Consider the following 16,903-nt stretch of genomic DNA (forward strand, 5'->3'; position numbering starts at 1 on the left):
TCCTCTATCTGTTTTTCTTAAACTTATATGGCCTCATCTTTCTGTATTGGAAGCTCTACAACAAATCTGCATCCACCATATTCCCGGTTTTCTGCCTTGATCGTCCCGCCAGCACTATCTACGATCCGTTTCACAAGTGCAAGGCCGAGACCATTTCCTTCTGCTTTATGAGATCCATCTACCTGATAGAACTTGTCAAATATTCTGGATTTTACATCATCCTCTATTCCTGGTCCTTCATCTTCCAGAATGAACTTAACAGAATCCTGTTCTTGTTTCAGAAACATCGTAATTGTCCCCTTTGAAGGGCTGAACTTAATCGCATTATCCAAAAGATTTATCCAGATATGCATAAAAAGTCCTTCATTCCCAGTATATTTAACTTCTTCCAATTCTACCTGAAAACCAATTTCTTTTTCTGTCCATTTTGTCTCCAGGGAAAGAAATGCCTGACGGATCTGTTCATCCAAACGATATTCTGTTTTTTTCATTGGTATGTTCTGATTCTCTAACTTGGATAACAGCAAAATATTACCAACCAATCCTGAAAGTCTTTGGGTGTTAAATAAGATTTTTTCTACATATTCCTCTTGATCCGGAGACAGTTCTTCTCCCTGAAGCAGCATTGTATATCCTTCAATGGCATTGATCGGGGTCTTAAACTCATGAGAAACATTGGAGACAAAATCCATCTGCAGTACTTCTGTTGCACGAAGCTCTTTTGTCATCACATTAAAACTCTGGTAAGATTCTCCAACTTCTGCGATACGGCTGTTCGTTTCCAAGTGCTGTTCAAAATCTCCCTGCGAAACTTCCTTCATTGCTTTACTGAGTCTGGTAATTGGTTCCAGCAACCTTGCATTGATAAAGGAAGTAATCAGCCCTGCAATCAATGTATTAAAAATCAAAAGCCAGCCAAGCACAGGTATGCTACCAGGCAGATTAAAAAAATGATTCAAAAAAACAACTAATAACGCAGATATGACTGTTGAAAATACAAGTGCCAGCCAGATTGCACCAGTCAGACAGGATCGGATCCGCAATCCTTTTTCTTTCTTTTGTTCCATTATTTTTTCACCACCTTGTATCCAATTCCACGCATTGTTACGATTTCAAAATCAGGGTTATCTTTCAAACGCTCCCTGATTCTTCCTATATGTACCTCTATCGTATGTGGGTCTGCCTCCGTCTCGTATCCCCATACTTCATCCATCAACTGTTGTTTTGTAAATGTTCTGCCTGGCGAAGCTGCAAGCTTATATAAAAGCAGGAATTCTTTTTTAGGCAAAACAAGACTTTCCTTATCAGTTGTAACCGTCATTGCATCATAATCAAACTCTGTTGAACCGATCACAATTTTGTGTTCATTCAGTATCTGTGCACGGCGAAGCAGTGCTCCGACTCTTAAAACCATTTCATTCACATTTACCGGTTTTACCATATAATCGTCACTTCCCGAAAGAAATCCCTGGCGCATATCATCAAAGGAACCTTTCGCAGTGATCATAAGTACCGGTATCTGATATCCTGCTGAACGGAGTTTCGACACCAGTTCATAACCATCCATAACCGGCATCATAATATCGGAAATGATCAGATCAATATACTCTTTATCCAATATTTCTAATGCCCGTGCTCCATCCGATGCACTTTTGACCTGATATCCATTCTTCTCAAGCACTTTTTGGAATAGCTGGCTTAATTCTTTATCATCTTCTACAATTAATATTTGAAACACGCTCTTCTTCCTCCTTTATCAGAACAGATATCTTGCCCATCCAAGCAGATGCTGTACCAAAAGTACGTTTCTCTGACGCTTCTTTGTCAATTCAATTGGCTCTACATGATATGGAGCACGATAGGTTCCATCTTCCAATACCTGTCGGGACACTCTTTCATATTCCATCATGTCTTCTTCCAACTGTTTATTAATCTCTTTGCTACGTATTACAAGCATCAGTTCCGTATCCAGATACGTGCTTCTCATATCCATGTTAAAGGAACCGATTACGGATAGATCATCATCAATCAGGATGCTTTTTCCGTGGTAAGAATAGCCGCCTTCATACTCCCAGATATCAATTCCTGTATTTAAAATTCTGTTTCTGTTTCTCGCATAATCAGCAGAACCAAACGGATTTCCATTGTTGGCAACCGAATTGGTCATGATAGAAAAATCCGGAACTCTCTCCGCAATCTCTTTCCATGTATTATACATCATATCATTGCAGATAATATATGGTGTATGAATTTTCACGCGCTCTTTTGCATTTTTCATTAGTTCTCCCAGTTGATACCAGACTACTGGTTCCTTGGGACCTGTGTGGATAGGATTTGACACTAATGCAATCTTTTCTGTCTCAAAAGTTTCGTCCGTGTAATCGGTATCGCAGATTCTTTCCTTATTCTCTTCAAAATATTTCTGATAGCCGTTCTGCAGCTCTAAAACTGCGTTCTTTACAGATTTTCTATTTGCCAGTTTTTTATTGTCATGAAAATAACCACTGTCTTCCTGATTCCATATGGTTTCAAAATACTCTGACAACTGGTTAACTGAATTTTCTTTCTCAGGTTCATCGCAAACCACTAACACGTCTCTGTCATAGTTCTTATGTCCCGGAAAATCACCCAGGAAATAATTGTATGTATTTCTTCCCCCAAGAATATATGTCTTACCATCTGCAATCAAATATTTATCATGCATTCTACCCATCATTTTCCACGGTTTCAACGGATTGGCCTTATTATACAGTTTAATTTCAACATTCTCATGGGAAGATAATCCATAGAAATACGGATTGCCTTCCATATCAACCCAGCTCTCCATTCCATCTACTAACAGACGAACATGCACACCTCTGTCTGCCGCATCATGCAGTGCTCCTAAGATCAATTTTCCACTTTCATCGGATTGAAATGCAAAAGTAGAAAGAATAATTTCCTTTTTTGCATTCTTGATCAAACGCACTCTTTGTAAAAGCGCTTCTGGATTCTTTTCTATGATTACTGCCCGTTCTGTATTTTCACTGCATTCGTTCCATGACCTATTTTTTGTTTCTTTTTTGGTTGTATTGGACACTTCCGGCTGCTTTTTATATGCAACGCAGATTCCGAGCAATTCATAAAAAGCCACACATAAAAAAATTGCCAGTATAACAAGAAGGATTTTACATATTTTATGCTTTTTCATTGTACAGCACCTGATTCCTTTTTATTTCATACTTATACAATACAAAGTCAATCTCAATTTAACCTCAACAAAATTTATTTTTCATAAAAAAATATGATCGGCTTCTTTTTAAAGAAAGCCAGATAATTGAGTTCATCCAGACTTTCGTATTCTCCCAGCATTTCATACAGCCCATCGACATAACAGTCATAATCACTTATGAACCATTCTTCATAAGGATTACCAAAGTCATCTTTTGAACCGATTCCAATTCGTTCAAATACTTTTTTCAGATCTTCTGATGTGGTAGGAAACTTTACCCATTCGCCTACCAACTCCCCTTCGTTATATTTTCCGAGATTCGTGATGTAAGCTTCAAATGGGCAATCGTGGCCATATTCATATGCCATGCTATTTCCTCCTGTTTCATTTTTCAGGTCATCACCCGGTTTTCGGCATCAAAAAAAGCGCCATACTCATCACCATTCCGGCAATGAGCAGACGCTTTATATTTTGTCCGTATTCTTTTGCAAAAGAGAAACAAATGAAATGTAAGTTTGTAGCTCATGTCTCATTTGTCTATGATAATATTAGCACAGGTCAATTCTGAAAAAAAAGAGGTAGAATGGTAGCAAAAGGATAGCAATTGGTAACAACATGGGAGTAATACGGAAACATGCTGCACATTCCCCTATCCTCTATCCGCAGACTCTACACATATAACCATAATCTGTTCATCTTGATCTTCTATCTCATCATTATGATGTTCTATAAATTCATCAAGTTTGTGTATAAATTTCAGATGTTGAACTTTCTGTGTAAATAACTTCTTATAATTAATAGATTCCATATACTGCTCTTCATCAGTAAAGTGTTTTACTGTATAATCACGAAGATTTTCCAATATTATGTCAATTCTATCATATTTATTCCATTATAATATTCTGGTTTCATTTCATACATCCATTAGTCCTGCTTTCATTTTTATTCAGCCTTTGAAAACTGGTCTTTGCCTACAAAACATAACGGACATTCAAAATCTTCCGGAATATCCTCCCACTTTGTACCAGGTGCAATACCACCTTCTGGATATCCCTTCTCCTCATCGTATTCCCATCCGCAAACATCACATACATATTTCATTTGTTGTTCCTCCTTGTAAATACATTAATACACAGCCTATATTACGGTTATATTTGTGTTGTTCTTAAATCTTAATATGTATAAATGCTTTTAGCATTTCCATAATCCATGCAGGTTACAATATGCATATACTTCTTCTACCTGTTCACCATCGCAAAGACAAAAATCTGCTATCGGCTCCTGCCCTGGATTTAACTGTTTTCTGTATATTCCCTGATTGGTATTTAATGTAATCCACTCAATGAAATGTTCTTCAAGCATTGGATGTTTTGTCTCTCCGACCACGACATGAACATAATTGCCTTCCACTGTATATACAGGCACGTGCTTCTCAACAGCCGCATCTGTCACACCGGCTTTTAATTCCTGCATAGGTTCTCCGCAACAAATTACAGGAACACCTTTATCCTTTACCTTTTCAACAATGTTTCCACAATGCTTACATATATAATACTTTACTTCCATGCTTTTATCTCCTTCCATGTGTATAATTTATAGTTCAATCGTCTCTATAATCTTTTTCAAAGAATCTGCAGATTTCTTAAGCTTTAATGCTTCCTCACCACTTAAATTAATAGGTATATTAGACTCAATACCATCAACACCTACAATAACTGGCATACTTAACGATACTCCGTCAATATCATATACGCCATAAATTATGTGCGATACCGGAAGTATTGATTTTTCATTTCTCATAATTACTTCACAGATTCTTTTTACAGACATTGCCATTTCATAATATGTAGCGTGCTTTTTATTTATTATTTCATAAGCACTGTTCTTGACTGCTAATAATCTTATCTCCTTAATAATTCTCTTCATGTACTTCAAAATAGCTTTGTGGATGGTTACATACCGGACATACCTCAGGAGCCTTTGTTCCTACCACAATATGTCCGCAGTTACGGCATTCCCATACCTTAACTTCGCTCTTTTCAAATACCTGTGCAGTTTCAATATTCTTAAGAAGTGCACGATATCTTTCCTCATGGTGCTTCTCAATCTCACCTACTGCCCTGAATTTTGCTGCAAGCTCAGGGAATCCTTCTTCCTCAGCTGTTTTAGCAAAGCCGTCATACATATCTGTCCACTCATAATTTTCGCCTTCTGCCGCTGCCGCCAGGTTTTCCTTTGTATCACCAATTCCTGCTAATTCCTTGAACCACATCTTTGCATGTTCTTTCTCATTATCTGCAGTCTTTAAAAACAATGCTGACATCTGCTCGTAACCTTCCTTTTTCGCTACAGAAGCAAAATAGGTATACTTATTTCTTGCCTGTGATTCCCCCGCAAATGCCTCCTGTAAATTCTTCTCTGTCTGTGTTCCTACATATTTGTTTTCTGCCATCTCTTTTACCTCCGTTTTCTTTACTACTTTTTCAAAATCTGATGCCGGGTGCTTGCACAAAGGACATATAAAGTCATCCGGTAATTCCTCGCCTACATATTCATATCCGCAAATTCTGCAACGCCATATTGTCTGACTGTCCTCTGTTTTTCCAACCTCCTGTGGCTTAGGCTTAATGTTATTCTGATAATAATCATATGTTACTGAAGGAACATTGCTTAAAACTTCCATATCGGTTATCTCACCGATAAACATCGTATGTGAACCTAAGTCCTCTGTTTTAGTAACTGTCACAGAAATGTATGCATTTGTACCTTCTGTAATATAATAAATACCATTCGTGCCCCTGGCACACTGCTCAAATGCTTCAAACTTATTGGTATCTCTTCCTGATTGGACGCCAAAATGTTTGAACAATTCAAATTGTGCCTTCTGACTTAAGACTGATACAGTAAATTTTCCGGTTCTTTGAATCATATCATGCGTATAATTTGCCTTATTTACACAGATACTTAACTGGTTTGGTTCCGAAGCTGCCTGAATGGCTGTATTAATGATGCATCCGTTATCTTTTTCTGCTTCTTTAGCGGTCAATATAAACAGTCCATAACTCAACTTATACATTGCTTTCCTATCCATGCTGTTCCTCCTTTACCTTCTCCCTGCATTTCGGGCAAATGCCTTTAAATGAAATATCGTAATCCACAAATTCAATTCCATGAGTGTTATGAATTCTTTCCAGCAAATCCGGTATTTGATCCATATCCACATCAAAAATTTCACCGCACTTTATACATCTTACATGGTAATGATTTTTCAATGTAAAATCAAATCGGTTCGGTCCATTCGGAACTTCAACCTTTCTTAATGCACCTTCCTCTACCAATATATCAAGATTTCTATATACAGTTCCTTTTCCAATTGATGGATATGCTTCTTTTATAAATTCATACACTTCAATTGCCGTAACGTGTCTTCTCATTTCGTATACGGTATTTCTTACGAGATCTTTTTGAATGGTATTTCTCCTACTTGTCATCCGTCCTCCTTATTAGGATTAGTTCTTAATAAGGATTATATACCACTATCATCCTGTTGTCAATAAAAATAGTAATGATTCTCATTATTATAAAAGGTGCTAAACTGAGCATCTTTTACCTGAATAACTATTTTATTTTGCGTTCAAATACATATTCTGAATCTGAAGATAAATCAGACCTAAACGAATATCCGAGTCTGTCAAATTTCTGAATCTCCACCGGATTTTCAATATTATTTTCCGCTATGAATCTGACCATTTCACCACGAGCCATCTTGGCATAGGTACCTTTTGTTACCAATTTATCTCCGGATAACTCACAAAATACAATCGTAATATATCTGTCCTGTGGTGTCAGATACTTTTCTATACATTTCGAGTATTCTTTTGATGCAAGATTAATGATAATCCTGCTGTCATCAATTACTGAATGATATAACCGGTCCCCCCAGTAATCATATAGATTTGTTGTTTCTTCAATCTCAGCTTTTGCCTGCATTTCAAGGCGATAAGGAGTCACACCATCCAGTGGTTTTAAAATGCCATAAAACGCAGACAGGATTCTTAAATGATTTTGCAGATACTCAAACTGCTGGATTTCAAACACAGCTGGTGCCATATATTGAAATGCAATTCCTTCATATGCTAAAACAGCCGGAGTAAGTCTGTTATAAAGATCCATATTTTCCAATCTGTTAACGTTCTGCTCTGCAATCTTGTCATTACATTTCCAGATAGCTTTCAGTTCCTCTTTTGATTTGCTTTTCATCCAGCTTAATATCTCTGCTGTCTTATCAATAAAGGCAGGCAGTTCAACCGGTGCTATGTTATCTGTATCTACAATCATCTTTTTTGCAGGTGACAATATAATCTTCATCAATTTAATTCCTTAAGCATATTTTCAGGATCATCTGCCGCCTTGACTTTATCATTTGCCTTTCTAATGATTCCCTGCTCGTCAATAAGATATGTGGTTCTTACCACACCCATAGAAACCTTGCCATAGTTTTTCTTTTCTTTCCAGACATCATATGCTTCGATCACCTTACGCTCCGGATCTGCCAAAAGTGTAAATGCCAATCCATATTTTTCCTCAAATTTCTTGTGAGAGGCTACAGAATCCTTACTGACTCCAAGGATCACCGCACCTTTCTCGGTGAATTGTGGATAACGCTCAGAAAAGCCACATGCCTGCTTCGTACATCCTGGTGTATTATCCTTTGGATAAAAATATAAAATTATTTTTTTACCTAAATAATCACTTAATTTATGCACTTCTCCGTTCTGAGCCGGCAATTCAAAATCCGGTGCTTTTGTTCCTATCTCTAACATTTACTATTCCTCCGCTTTTGTATTTTCCACCTGTTTTCTTGTTCTTTTATTACCTGAAATCATTTTATGACCAGAATAGACTGCCATAATCATGCATATCAGAGAGCCAAATGCAAAGTATTTGTGTGCTGCTTTTAACCCTTTATATCCTGTATAAAAAGTTCCAACCATTGTAACTATTGCTCCGATTGACCAATATTTATGTGCTTTCATTTTATACCTCCAAATTGATTAAGCTGTTTCCAAAATAAATATCTCTGGATCATTAACAATATTATACCTTCCATTCATCACTTTCTACAAGTAAGAAAAGAAAAATACTCAATCCATGTAGAGATCGATGTAGCATTCACAGTTTTTAACCGCCTTATTGAAAATGTAATCTGCCATCTTATCAAATAATACAAAAGGATGTATCACGATAATTCTCCCATTACCTTGACGCATCCTTTCGTATTGTATTTTTTGCTATTCTTCTTAATGACAGCTATGGTTTCCACATCCATGTTTACCACATGTATGTCCCTCTCCGTGGCTGTGCTCATGGTGAGAACACTTAACATCTGGATTATAATCAAGTGTATCATTGATAAAAGCTTCTACTGCTTTATCTGCATCTCCTGAAACTCCGCCAAAAAGCTTAATGCCTGCTACCGCTAACGCAGTCTGGGCACCTCCTCCTATTCCGCCGCAGATCAAAACATCGGCATTTAATGCATTAAGAACTCCTGCCAATGCACCATGTCCGCTTCCATTCGTATCTACTACTTCTGAATACAATCTATAATGATAAAATCATAAAATTCCCTTAATCTCTCAATAAGTGACCTCATAATCAGTTCCTTGCTCATTGCGTTTACCAAAGATACCTCAATCGCTGATAATTCTATATTGGCCGGTATCAGATCCACACCTTCCTTATGATGAAGGATTGTTTTTTCCATGTTCAGTTTTTCATCATTCACAATATTTAGCATCAGCGTTGCAAGAGAATACTCCATTTCATCCGGTTCCTCATACCCTAAACTAATTGTGAGACTGCCCTGCGGATCTGCATCTATCAGAAGAACCTTTTTCCCTTCCTGTGCCAGTCCGATTCCTAAATTCACGCACGATACCGTCTTTCCAACTCCACCTTTTTGATTTGATACTGCCATGCACCTGCTTCGCACTGTCACCACAAAGTTCTCCGATTACGTCAATACTCCTCTTTCCTGTATTGTGGTCAACTTGACTACAATTCTTTCTGCCTGCCTTTTTTTTGATGGCATCATATTTCATCTTATAGGCATAGGCCTTTTCACTTGGTGTAATTTGCTCTCTCTGCAAATTGGAATCGACCATGATCACTACTGCTTCATCATCCTGCAACATACAAATGATTACCGGAATTTTCTTATATCCCAGCTTCTCAGCCGCATATTTTCTTCTGTGGCCAGAAATAATTTCGTAGTAGCCTTCAATCTTTGGACGAACAATCAATGGATTCAGTACACCATACTTTTTTATGCTGTCCTGCAGCTCAATCATCTGACTGTCTCCGATCACTTTAAATGGATGATTTGAAAATGCTCTTAACCGTTCCATTTCAATCTCAACAACTTTTTCATCCGGATCTCTTACATCCGTTTTTTTATCCATAAGCTATCCTCCTCTAAAATATCTGTAACGAAAAAATCCGCCCAGAATAGATTCTTAATCTAATCTGAGCGGATAGATCCGTCAGGCCTGTTTTGTTCAGGCAAGAAAACCATATTTACATTCATTGACACCCCAATCCTTATCCTACGCTGTAGTTATCTCCGTTCGGTACCAGGATTGAATTATTGCATTGGTGCCCGTTAAGAAATTTCGGTGCTCAATATCTGCGTTTAAGTGTTCTCTCGGTGCTCACGAGCACCGGAAAAAAGAAAAAGCAGCAATGAACTTTTACGATCATTGCTGCAAAAAATGCACGTTCCCAGGGGGAATCGAACCCTCAACTAGTGCTTAGGAGATGGACCCAGTGCATATATTCCCTATCAACAGGGATAAAGAAAATGCAGTTATATCAAGGCTTTTCTCCATGTTCTCTATAAACCTTGTACAAGCAAAATCAAGCAAAAACAAAGGATTTTAGCCCCCTATTGTTTGCACTCTGTTTGCAAAGGCGCGAAATTTGGCGTTAGCCAAAAGTTCAATTCCCGTCGAGACTTAATTATATTCATGGTATCGTGGACATAGTTTACCATACATAGAGGTTCATTACAAGAGGTATTGAGCCAGTGAAAGTGCCTGTTTTATCTTTCTCAGGAAAGGTAAAGCAGGCACTTTTTTTCATATCTAAACTTAGAAAGAAATGAGGTGAAATCATGAATACACAGATTATTGCCATAGCCAACCAAAAAGGTGGTGTCGGCAAAACAACCACTTGTGCCAATCTTGGAATTGGTCTGGCGCAGTCCGGGAAGAAAGTCCTTCTGATTGACGGAGACCCACAGGGAAGCCTGACCATCAGCTTGGGCAATCCTCAGCCTGATAAGCTGCCCTTTACACTGTTAGACGCTATGGGCCGTATTTTGATGGATGAACCAATTCGTCCCGGCGAGGGTATCCTGCACCACCCTGAGGGCGTAGACCTGATGCCTGCGGACATCCAGCTATCTGGTATGGAGGTATCTCTGGTAAACGCTATGAGCCGAGAAACCATTCTGCGACAATATCTGGACACGCTGAAGGGGCAATACTCCCATATCCTTATTGATTGCCAGCCCTCCCTGGGTATGCTTACGGTCAATGCACTGGCTGCCGCTAATAGGGTTATAATCCCCGTCCAGGCAGAGTATCTTCCAGCTAAAGGTTTGGAGCAGCTTTTGCAAACTATCAATAAGGTTCGCAGACAAATCAATCCCAAGCTGCAAATTGATGGGATTCTGCTGACGATGGTAGACAGCCGAACCAATTTTGCCAAAGAAATCTCCGCTCTTCTGCGCGAAACCTATGGCAGTAAGATCAAGGTGTTTACATCAGAAATTCCTCATTCTGTCAGGGCTAAAGAAATCAGTGCTGAAGGAAAAAGCATTTATGCCCATGATCCTAATGGCAAAGTGGCTGAGGGCTACAAAAATCTGACGAAGGAGGTATTGAAACTTGAAAAGCAGCGCGAAAAAAATAGAGCTGGCCTCAGTAGATGACCTGTTTTCTACAGAAGAAAGTCGGCAAGACGAGCAACTGGAAAAAATTCAGGAAATTCCCCTATCTGAACTGCATCCGTTCAAGGATCACCCCTTCAAGGTCAAGGATGATGATGCAATGATAGAAACCGCAGACAGCATCAAAAAGTATGGTGTGTTGGTTCCTGCGATTGCCAGACCACTGCCTGATGGCGGTTATGAGCTGGTAGCCGGTCACAGACGCCGCAGAGCCAGCGAATTGGCCGGAAAAGAAACCATGCCTGTCATTGTGCGCGACTTGGATGACGATGCTGCCACAATTATTATGGTTGACAGCAATTTGCAGCGAGAAAATCTGCTCCCCAGTGAAAGGGCTTTTGCCTACAAAATGAAGCTGGAAGCCATTAAACATCAAGGAGCAAGAACAGACCTGACTTCTGTTCAAGTTGAACAGAAGTTGAGCGCCAGAGACCAGGTGGCAAAAGAAGCCGGTGAACGAAGCGGTATCCAGGTAATGCGATATGTTCGTTTGACTGAACTGATTCCAGAGCTTTTGGATATGGTGGATGAAAAGAAAATCGCATTTAACCCAGCCTATGAACTCTCTTTTTTGAAACCGGACGAACAGCAAATGCTGGTGGAAACAATGGACTATGAGCAGGCTACCCCTTCTCTCTCTCAGGCTCAGCGAATGAAAAAGTTCAGCCAGGAAGGGAAATTGTCAGAAGATGTGATGCTTGCCATCATGTCAGAGGAAAAAAAGGGTGATCTGGATAAAGTGACCTTGAGCAGCGATACCTTGCGAAAGTATTTCCCCAAAAGCTATACACCGGCCAAAATGCAGGAAACCATTATTAAACTGCTGGAACAATGGCAGAAAAAACGCCAACGAGATCAGGAACGATGAAGGGAGAGCCTATGAAAGATATTGCAGCAAGGGAACTGAAAGGCCACAACATTCTTGCAGTGGAGCGATTTTGGGACAGCACTTTCTGGATGATTGAGTTTACTGTCTTGCGCCCTACTGCTTATGGAGAATCTGGTGACGAAATGAGGCTTTTTCTCACAGAGGACGGGTATCAGTCAGCTCTGCAAAGCCAGCAGCGTCGAGAAATCAAAATTAAGAGATATGCCCATGTTATTGAGGGGCATATCCTCGACTTCAAGCCTAAAAAACACCGTCGTTCATAACCGATACAACGAAAGGAAAGGAATGAATATGTGTACTGTAAGAGAAATCCGAGAAGCTATTCAAGAAGATTGCCGCTCACAGCGTGATATGGAATCCACCGAGATTGACCGTGTTTTTCAAACCTTACCATTTTCTCAGGAAAGGGATCTGTTTGATAAACCACCAATGCCAAAACGCCCCTACCGACGCAAGAAAAAAGATACAGACAGACCCTAACCGCTGCCACAATTCTTTTATGAATTGCGGCTTTTTTCATACCTGAGAAATGAAAGGAGTGAAGTAAATGGCTGTTTTTCGTGTAGAACGCACTGGCGATTACACGGTTATGAGCAATTTTCATCTAAAAGACAAACGACTTTCTTTGAAGGCAAAGGGTCTCTTGTCGCAAATGTTATCTCTGCCTGATGACTGGGATTATACGCTGTCAGGACTCAGCTATATCAATCGAGAAAGCAAAGATGCAATCCGCTCTGCTGTCAATGAGCTTGAAACAGCCGGATACATTCTGCGCAGACAGACAACTGATGCTTCTGGTAAATTCGCAGCCAATGAGTATACCATTTTTGAGCGTCCCATCGAGGGAGAACCGATGTTGGATAAGCCGTTGTCGGAAAACCCGATAACGGTAAACCCGTCAGCGGTAAATCCGTTACCGGAAAATCCAACACAATTAAATACTAAGAAATCAAATACCCAAAAACAAAATACTCATGGATCAAATACCGATTCCATTCCCTTCCGGGAAACAGCGGCGGTAATACCGCCGGAACGGAAAGGAAGGGATGCGATGTCTGTCACAGAGATAGAAAATTATCGGGAATTGATTTTGGAGAATATCGAGTATGATTGTCTGAAGCAGCGTTATCCTCTCTACCTGGATGACCTGAATGAGATCGTAGAGCTGTTGGTAGAAACGGTCTGTGCCAAACGAAAGACCACCCGGATCTCTGGTGCGGACTTTCCTCATGAAATTGTACGCTCCCGCTTTTTGAAGCTGGACAGCTCTCACATCGAGTTTGTCATGGACTGTCTGCAAAAGAACACCACCCAGGTACACAACATCAAGCAGTACCTGCTTGCAGTGCTGTTCAACGCTCCTACCACCATGAATAACCACTACACTTCACTGGTAAATCACGATATGCACGCAGGCGGCTGGTAATCAGCCGCTTTTGTATTACACCAAAGGAGGCACAGCATGAATCAGATTGAAATTTTCAATAGTCCAGAGTTCGGAAGCATTCGCACTTTGGAACAGAATGGCAAAGTATTATTTTGCGGTACAGATGTGGCAACAGCGCTGGGATATACCAATCCACGCAAAGCCGTCCGCGACCATACCAGGGGTGGAACGAAATGTTCCATAGGGGTCCAGACTGGGAAAAAGGCAGATGGAAGCCCCGCGGTACAAATGGTCGAAATGCTCTTTATCCCCGAAGGTGATCTATATCGTCTGATCGCCCATAGTAAACTGCCGTCAGCGGAACGGTTTGAACAATGGGTGTTTGATGAAGTTCTACCTGCCATTCGCAAGCACGGAGCCTATCTCACAAAAGAGAAGTTGTGGGAGATAGCCACTTCTCCGGAAGCTCTGATAAAGCTCTGCTCCGAGCTGCTTGCTGAGCGGGAAGAAAATGCGTCGCTACGAGAGGAAAATGCCCTGCTGGAGAGTAAGGCAGCCTTTTATGATTTGTTCATCGACCTCAATCACAGTACCAACCTCCGCACCACCGCCAAAGAGTTGCTTGTCCCGGAGCGTCGGTTTGTCCGTTTCCTTCTGGAAAAGCGTTTTGTGTACCGCACCGCATCCGGTAATGTACTGCCCTATGCAAAGCCAGCCAATGAAGGACTGTTTTGTGTCAAAGACTACTGCAATCACGGGCATATCGGCTCCTATACGCTGATAACCCCGCAAGGCAAACTCTACTTTGCTCAGCTGAGAGACATGATTTTGATGGTTGTATGAGAGTGGGAAAGGAAGTGAGTTTTATGCCAGAAGGCAAAACAATCGGTCAGCTGATGGAAGAAATGCGCCAGAAAGCTGGAGCGCAGAACTATCACGGCCATGACTACATGGATCTCCAGCGATTTGCTGAGAACACCCGGCACATGATTATTTTTGATGTGCTGACGCATGACTCCCCGGTGGGCTGGAAAGGTGAACGAACCCGCCTGTTTTTGTCAGATAAGGGCTATGAAAAAGCTCTGGACAGTCAGGCAAAGGGACAGATCAAGATTCTCAGTCATGCAAAGGTCAGAAATGGAGATTTGCTCTATGACCGTTCTGAGCAAATTCGTTGAGGGCGGTTCGATGAAGAAATACCTTCTCCGGCGGCTGGTGGTCCCGCCTTAGAAATAAATGCACCACCCCTGCACATTTTGTGGAAAGGAGGCGATGAAAATGCAGGAAGAAGTGGAAAACAGGACTTTAACGCTGGTTGTCAGCGGAACAAAGTTCACCGGCAGGCTGCTCAAAGCCGCCATCAGCAAGTACCTTGCCCACCGCAAGGAAAAGAAGCTGCAAAAGCAGAGAAGCCGTGACGCGCCTGTGAAGCCCCAGGGCAAGCAGACGGTGAAACAGCTGATTGGTCAAAACCAAGGGGTTTCCAACATCGAGATCACCGACCCCTCCATCAAGGAGTTTGAGAAGATCGCCCGGAAATACGGCGTGGACTATGCGGTGAAGAAGGACCGCAGCAGCTCCCCACCCAAGTACCTGATCTTTTTCAAGGGTCGGGACGCGGATGCCCTGACCGCTGCTTTTACCGAGTACACCGGGAAAAAGGTCAGAAAGGCGGAGAAATCCGAGCGCCCGTCCGTGCTGGCAAAGCTGAGCCAGTTCAAAGAACTGGTAAAACACGCCGTCGTGGACCGGAACAAGCGGAAGGAGCTGGAACGATGAAAAAGCAGCTGAACATCAAAAAGCTCATTTTGCTGAATCTGCCGTATATCCTGATGGGGCTTTTCTCCACCAACTTCGGTGAAGCGTGGCGGATGGCCGTGGGTGCGGACGCTTCGGCAAAAATGCTCTCGTTCTTCTCCACGCTGCCGGTGGCGCTGGCCAGCTGGTGGCCCAGCCTGCACCCGCTGGACCTGCTGGTGGGCCTGTGCTGCTGCGGCGGCCTGCGGCTGGCTGTGTACCTGAAAAGCAAGAACGCCAAGAAGTACAGGCACGGCATGGAATACGGTTCCGCCCGGTGGGGAACCCATGAGGACATTACACCCTACATCGACCCGGTATTCCAGAACAATGTGATTCTGACGAAAACGGAGAGCCTGACAATGAACAGCCGCCCCAAGGACCCAAAGACCGCCAGAAACAAAAATGTGCTGGTGATTGGCGGCTCCGGTTCCGGTAAGACCCGCTTCTGGCTCAAACCGAATCTGATGCAGATGCACAGTTCCTATGTGGTCACAGACCCGAAGGGAACCATTTTGGTGGAGTGCGGAAAAATGCTCCAAAGGGGCGCACCCAAGCTGGGGAAAGACGGAAAGCCTATGAAGGATAAGCACGGCAAGGTCATTTATGAGCCGTACCGAATCAAGGTCCTAAATACCATTAACTTCAAGAAGTCCATGCACTATAACCCTTTCGCCTATATCCATAGCGAAAAGGACATCTTGAAGCTGGTAACAACGCTGATCGCCAATACCAAAGGCGAAGGCAAGGCCGGAGACGATTTCTGGGTAAAAGCAGAAACCTTGTTGTACTGCGCGCTTATTGGCTATATCCATTATGAGGCTCCGGTGGAGGAACAAAACTTCTCCACCCTCATTGAGTTCATCAACGCCATGGAAGTCCGTGAGGATGACGAGGAGTTCAAAAACCCCGTAGACCTGATGTTTGATGCACTGGAAGCCGAGAAGCCAAACCACTTTGCGGTGCGCCAGTATAAGAAATATAAGCTGGCCGCCGGAAAAACAGCCAAGTCGATTTTGATTTCCTGCGGCGCTCGCCTTGCCGTGTTCGACATTGCAGAGTTGCGTGAGGTCACGGCTTATGATGAGCTGGAGCTGGATACTCTGGGAGACAGGAAAACTGCCCTGTTCCTCATCATGAGTGACACTGATGACAGCTTTAATTTCCTTATATCCATGTGTTATACCCAGCTGTTTAACCTGCTCTGCGAAAAGGCCGACGATGTGTACGACGGCAGACTGCCGGTTCATGTGCGCTGTCTGATCGACGAGTGCGCCAACATTGGCCAGATACCCAAGTTGGAAAAGCTGGTGGCCACTATCCGAAGCCGTGAGATCTCCGCCTGTCTGGTGTTGCAGGCGCAGAGTCAGCTCAAGGCGATTTATAAGGATAACGCAGATACCATTATCGGAAACATGGATACTTCCATCTTTCTGGGCGGTAAGGAGCCGACCACTCTCAAGGAGCTGGCCGCCGTGCTGGGTAAGGAAACCATCGACACCTACAACACCGGAGAGAGCCGTGGGAGGGAAACATCCCATTCACTCAACTATCAAAAATTGGGGAAAGATATGCCATAATTCATGGTGACGAGTTCAGTTGCCT

Annotated in this window: 21 protein-coding genes and 3 pseudogenes; 9 read left to right on the forward strand and 15 right to left on the reverse strand. The window is 42.0% G+C overall.

Annotated features, from left to right (window positions below; all coding sequences use genetic code 11):
* Positions 1 to 23 precede the first annotated feature (23 nt).
* From DWZ76_RS02380 to DWZ76_RS02455, 15 genes and pseudogenes are all read right to left on the reverse strand, one after another.
* Positions 24 to 1,067: a HAMP domain-containing sensor histidine kinase gene (locus DWZ76_RS02380; RefSeq protein ID WP_118471713.1), complete on the reverse strand. Its 1,044-nt coding sequence runs from the start codon at positions 1,065 to 1,067 to the stop codon at positions 24 to 26.
* Positions 1,067 to 1,738, reverse strand: coding sequence for a response regulator transcription factor (locus tag DWZ76_RS02385; protein ID WP_117796784.1), 672 nt, complete (start codon positions 1,736 to 1,738; stop codon positions 1,067 to 1,069). The genes DWZ76_RS02380 and DWZ76_RS02385 overlap by 1 nt, the downstream gene beginning before the upstream one ends.
* Positions 1,739 to 1,756: 18 nt before the next feature.
* Positions 1,757 to 3,190 (reverse strand): phospholipase D family protein, encoded by a 1,434-nt coding sequence (locus tag DWZ76_RS02390; RefSeq protein WP_118471715.1) that lies wholly within the window; start codon positions 3,188 to 3,190, stop codon positions 1,757 to 1,759.
* 116 nt (positions 3,191 to 3,306) lie between these two features.
* Positions 3,307 to 3,579: pseudogene (locus DWZ76_RS02395) on the reverse strand (antirestriction protein ArdA); the annotation flags it as partial.
* Between the two features lie 574 nt (positions 3,580 to 4,153).
* Positions 4,154 to 4,312: a rubredoxin gene (locus DWZ76_RS02405; RefSeq protein WP_107000935.1), complete on the reverse strand. Its 159-nt coding sequence runs from the start codon at positions 4,310 to 4,312 to the stop codon at positions 4,154 to 4,156.
* A 90-nt stretch (positions 4,313 to 4,402) separates the two neighbouring features.
* The gene (locus DWZ76_RS02410) at positions 4,403 to 4,777 is read right to left on the reverse strand and encodes a desulfoferrodoxin family protein (protein WP_107000936.1); all 375 of its coding nucleotides are present in this window, start codon (positions 4,775 to 4,777) and stop codon (positions 4,403 to 4,405) included.
* A gap of 27 nt (positions 4,778 to 4,804) precedes the next feature.
* On the reverse strand, positions 4,805 to 5,137 hold the full coding sequence (locus DWZ76_RS02415; RefSeq protein ID WP_347560913.1) for a hypothetical protein: 333 nt from the start codon (positions 5,135 to 5,137) through the stop codon (positions 4,805 to 4,807).
* Entirely contained in the window at positions 5,121 to 6,302 is a 1,182-nt protein-coding gene (gene rbr / locus DWZ76_RS15385; RefSeq protein ID WP_118471717.1) for a rubrerythrin, read from the reverse strand. Before rbr ends, DWZ76_RS02415 begins: the two co-directional genes overlap by 17 nt.
* Positions 6,295 to 6,702, reverse strand: a complete 408-nt coding sequence (locus tag DWZ76_RS02425; RefSeq protein WP_107000938.1) for a transcriptional repressor — start codon at positions 6,700 to 6,702, stop codon at positions 6,295 to 6,297. The genes rbr and DWZ76_RS02425 overlap by 8 nt, the downstream gene beginning before the upstream one ends.
* A 127-nt stretch (positions 6,703 to 6,829) precedes the next feature.
* On the reverse strand, positions 6,830 to 7,579 hold the full coding sequence (yaaA, locus tag DWZ76_RS02430) for a peroxide stress protein YaaA (protein ID WP_107000939.1): 750 nt from the start codon (positions 7,577 to 7,579) through the stop codon (positions 6,830 to 6,832).
* Positions 7,579 to 8,034, reverse strand: coding sequence for a thioredoxin-dependent thiol peroxidase (bcp, locus tag DWZ76_RS02435; RefSeq protein WP_107000940.1), 456 nt, complete (start codon positions 8,032 to 8,034; stop codon positions 7,579 to 7,581). Before bcp ends, yaaA begins: the two co-directional genes overlap by 1 nt.
* 3 nt (positions 8,035 to 8,037) lie before the next feature.
* The gene (locus tag DWZ76_RS02440) at positions 8,038 to 8,247 is read right to left on the reverse strand and encodes a DUF6219 family protein (protein ID WP_015516636.1); all 210 of its coding nucleotides are present in this window, start codon (positions 8,245 to 8,247) and stop codon (positions 8,038 to 8,040) included.
* Between the two features lie 264 nt (positions 8,248 to 8,511).
* Positions 8,512 to 8,814 (reverse strand): annotated as a pseudogene (locus tag DWZ76_RS02445) (NifB/NifX family molybdenum-iron cluster-binding protein); the annotation flags it as partial.
* Positions 8,799 to 9,143: an AAA family ATPase gene (locus tag DWZ76_RS02450; RefSeq protein ID WP_347560914.1), complete on the reverse strand. Its 345-nt coding sequence runs from the start codon at positions 9,141 to 9,143 to the stop codon at positions 8,799 to 8,801. The gene DWZ76_RS02450 and the pseudogene DWZ76_RS02445, both read right to left, overlap by 16 nt.
* Complete coding sequence (locus tag DWZ76_RS02455) at positions 9,061 to 9,675, reverse strand: ParB/RepB/Spo0J family partition protein (RefSeq protein ID WP_227589455.1); 615 nt, start codon at positions 9,673 to 9,675, stop codon at positions 9,061 to 9,063. The genes DWZ76_RS02450 and DWZ76_RS02455 overlap by 83 nt, the downstream gene beginning before the upstream one ends.
* 710 nt (positions 9,676 to 10,385) lie before the next feature.
* Between DWZ76_RS02455 and DWZ76_RS02460 the strand changes: the two genes are divergently transcribed.
* The 9 genes and pseudogenes from DWZ76_RS02460 to DWZ76_RS02500 form a co-directional block, all read left to right on the forward strand.
* Positions 10,386 to 11,207: a ParA family protein gene (locus DWZ76_RS02460; protein ID WP_117440275.1), complete on the forward strand. Its 822-nt coding sequence runs from the start codon at positions 10,386 to 10,388 to the stop codon at positions 11,205 to 11,207.
* A complete protein-coding gene (locus DWZ76_RS02465) occupies positions 11,164 to 12,093 on the forward strand; it encodes a ParB/RepB/Spo0J family partition protein (protein WP_006059569.1) in 930 nt (309 codons plus the stop codon). The genes DWZ76_RS02460 and DWZ76_RS02465 overlap by 44 nt, the downstream gene beginning before the upstream one ends.
* An 11-nt stretch (positions 12,094 to 12,104) precedes the next feature.
* Entirely contained in the window at positions 12,105 to 12,377 is a 273-nt protein-coding gene (locus DWZ76_RS02470; RefSeq protein WP_117440310.1) for a DUF5720 family protein, read from the forward strand.
* A 28-nt stretch (positions 12,378 to 12,405) separates the two neighbouring features.
* Complete coding sequence (locus tag DWZ76_RS02475; RefSeq protein ID WP_006059571.1) at positions 12,406 to 12,594, forward strand: hypothetical protein; 189 nt, start codon at positions 12,406 to 12,408, stop codon at positions 12,592 to 12,594.
* A 67-nt stretch (positions 12,595 to 12,661) separates the two neighbouring features.
* Positions 12,662 to 13,540: a DUF6017 domain-containing protein gene (locus DWZ76_RS02480; protein WP_117440276.1), complete on the forward strand. Its 879-nt coding sequence runs from the start codon at positions 12,662 to 12,664 to the stop codon at positions 13,538 to 13,540.
* A 36-nt stretch (positions 13,541 to 13,576) separates the two neighbouring features.
* A complete protein-coding gene (locus tag DWZ76_RS02485; protein ID WP_002589066.1) occupies positions 13,577 to 14,344 on the forward strand; it encodes a phage antirepressor KilAC domain-containing protein in 768 nt (255 codons plus the stop codon).
* A 23-nt stretch (positions 14,345 to 14,367) separates the two neighbouring features.
* The gene (locus DWZ76_RS02490) at positions 14,368 to 14,679 is read left to right on the forward strand and encodes a DUF5720 family protein (RefSeq protein ID WP_008723307.1); all 312 of its coding nucleotides are present in this window, start codon (positions 14,368 to 14,370) and stop codon (positions 14,677 to 14,679) included.
* Positions 14,680 to 14,779: 100 nt separating this feature from the next.
* Complete coding sequence (locus DWZ76_RS02495) at positions 14,780 to 15,280, forward strand: PcfB family protein (RefSeq protein WP_008723309.1); 501 nt, start codon at positions 14,780 to 14,782, stop codon at positions 15,278 to 15,280.
* Positions 15,277 to 16,872 (forward strand): annotated as a pseudogene (locus DWZ76_RS02500) (type IV secretory system conjugative DNA transfer family protein); the annotation flags it as partial. The gene DWZ76_RS02495 and the pseudogene DWZ76_RS02500, both read left to right, overlap by 4 nt.
* Between the last annotated feature and the right edge of the window lie 31 nt (positions 16,873 to 16,903).

It is taken from the genome of Clostridium sp. AF35-15 (assembly GCF_003477745.1).
GTDB classification, from domain to species: domain Bacteria; phylum Bacillota; class Clostridia; order Lachnospirales; family Lachnospiraceae; genus Otoolea; species Otoolea fessa.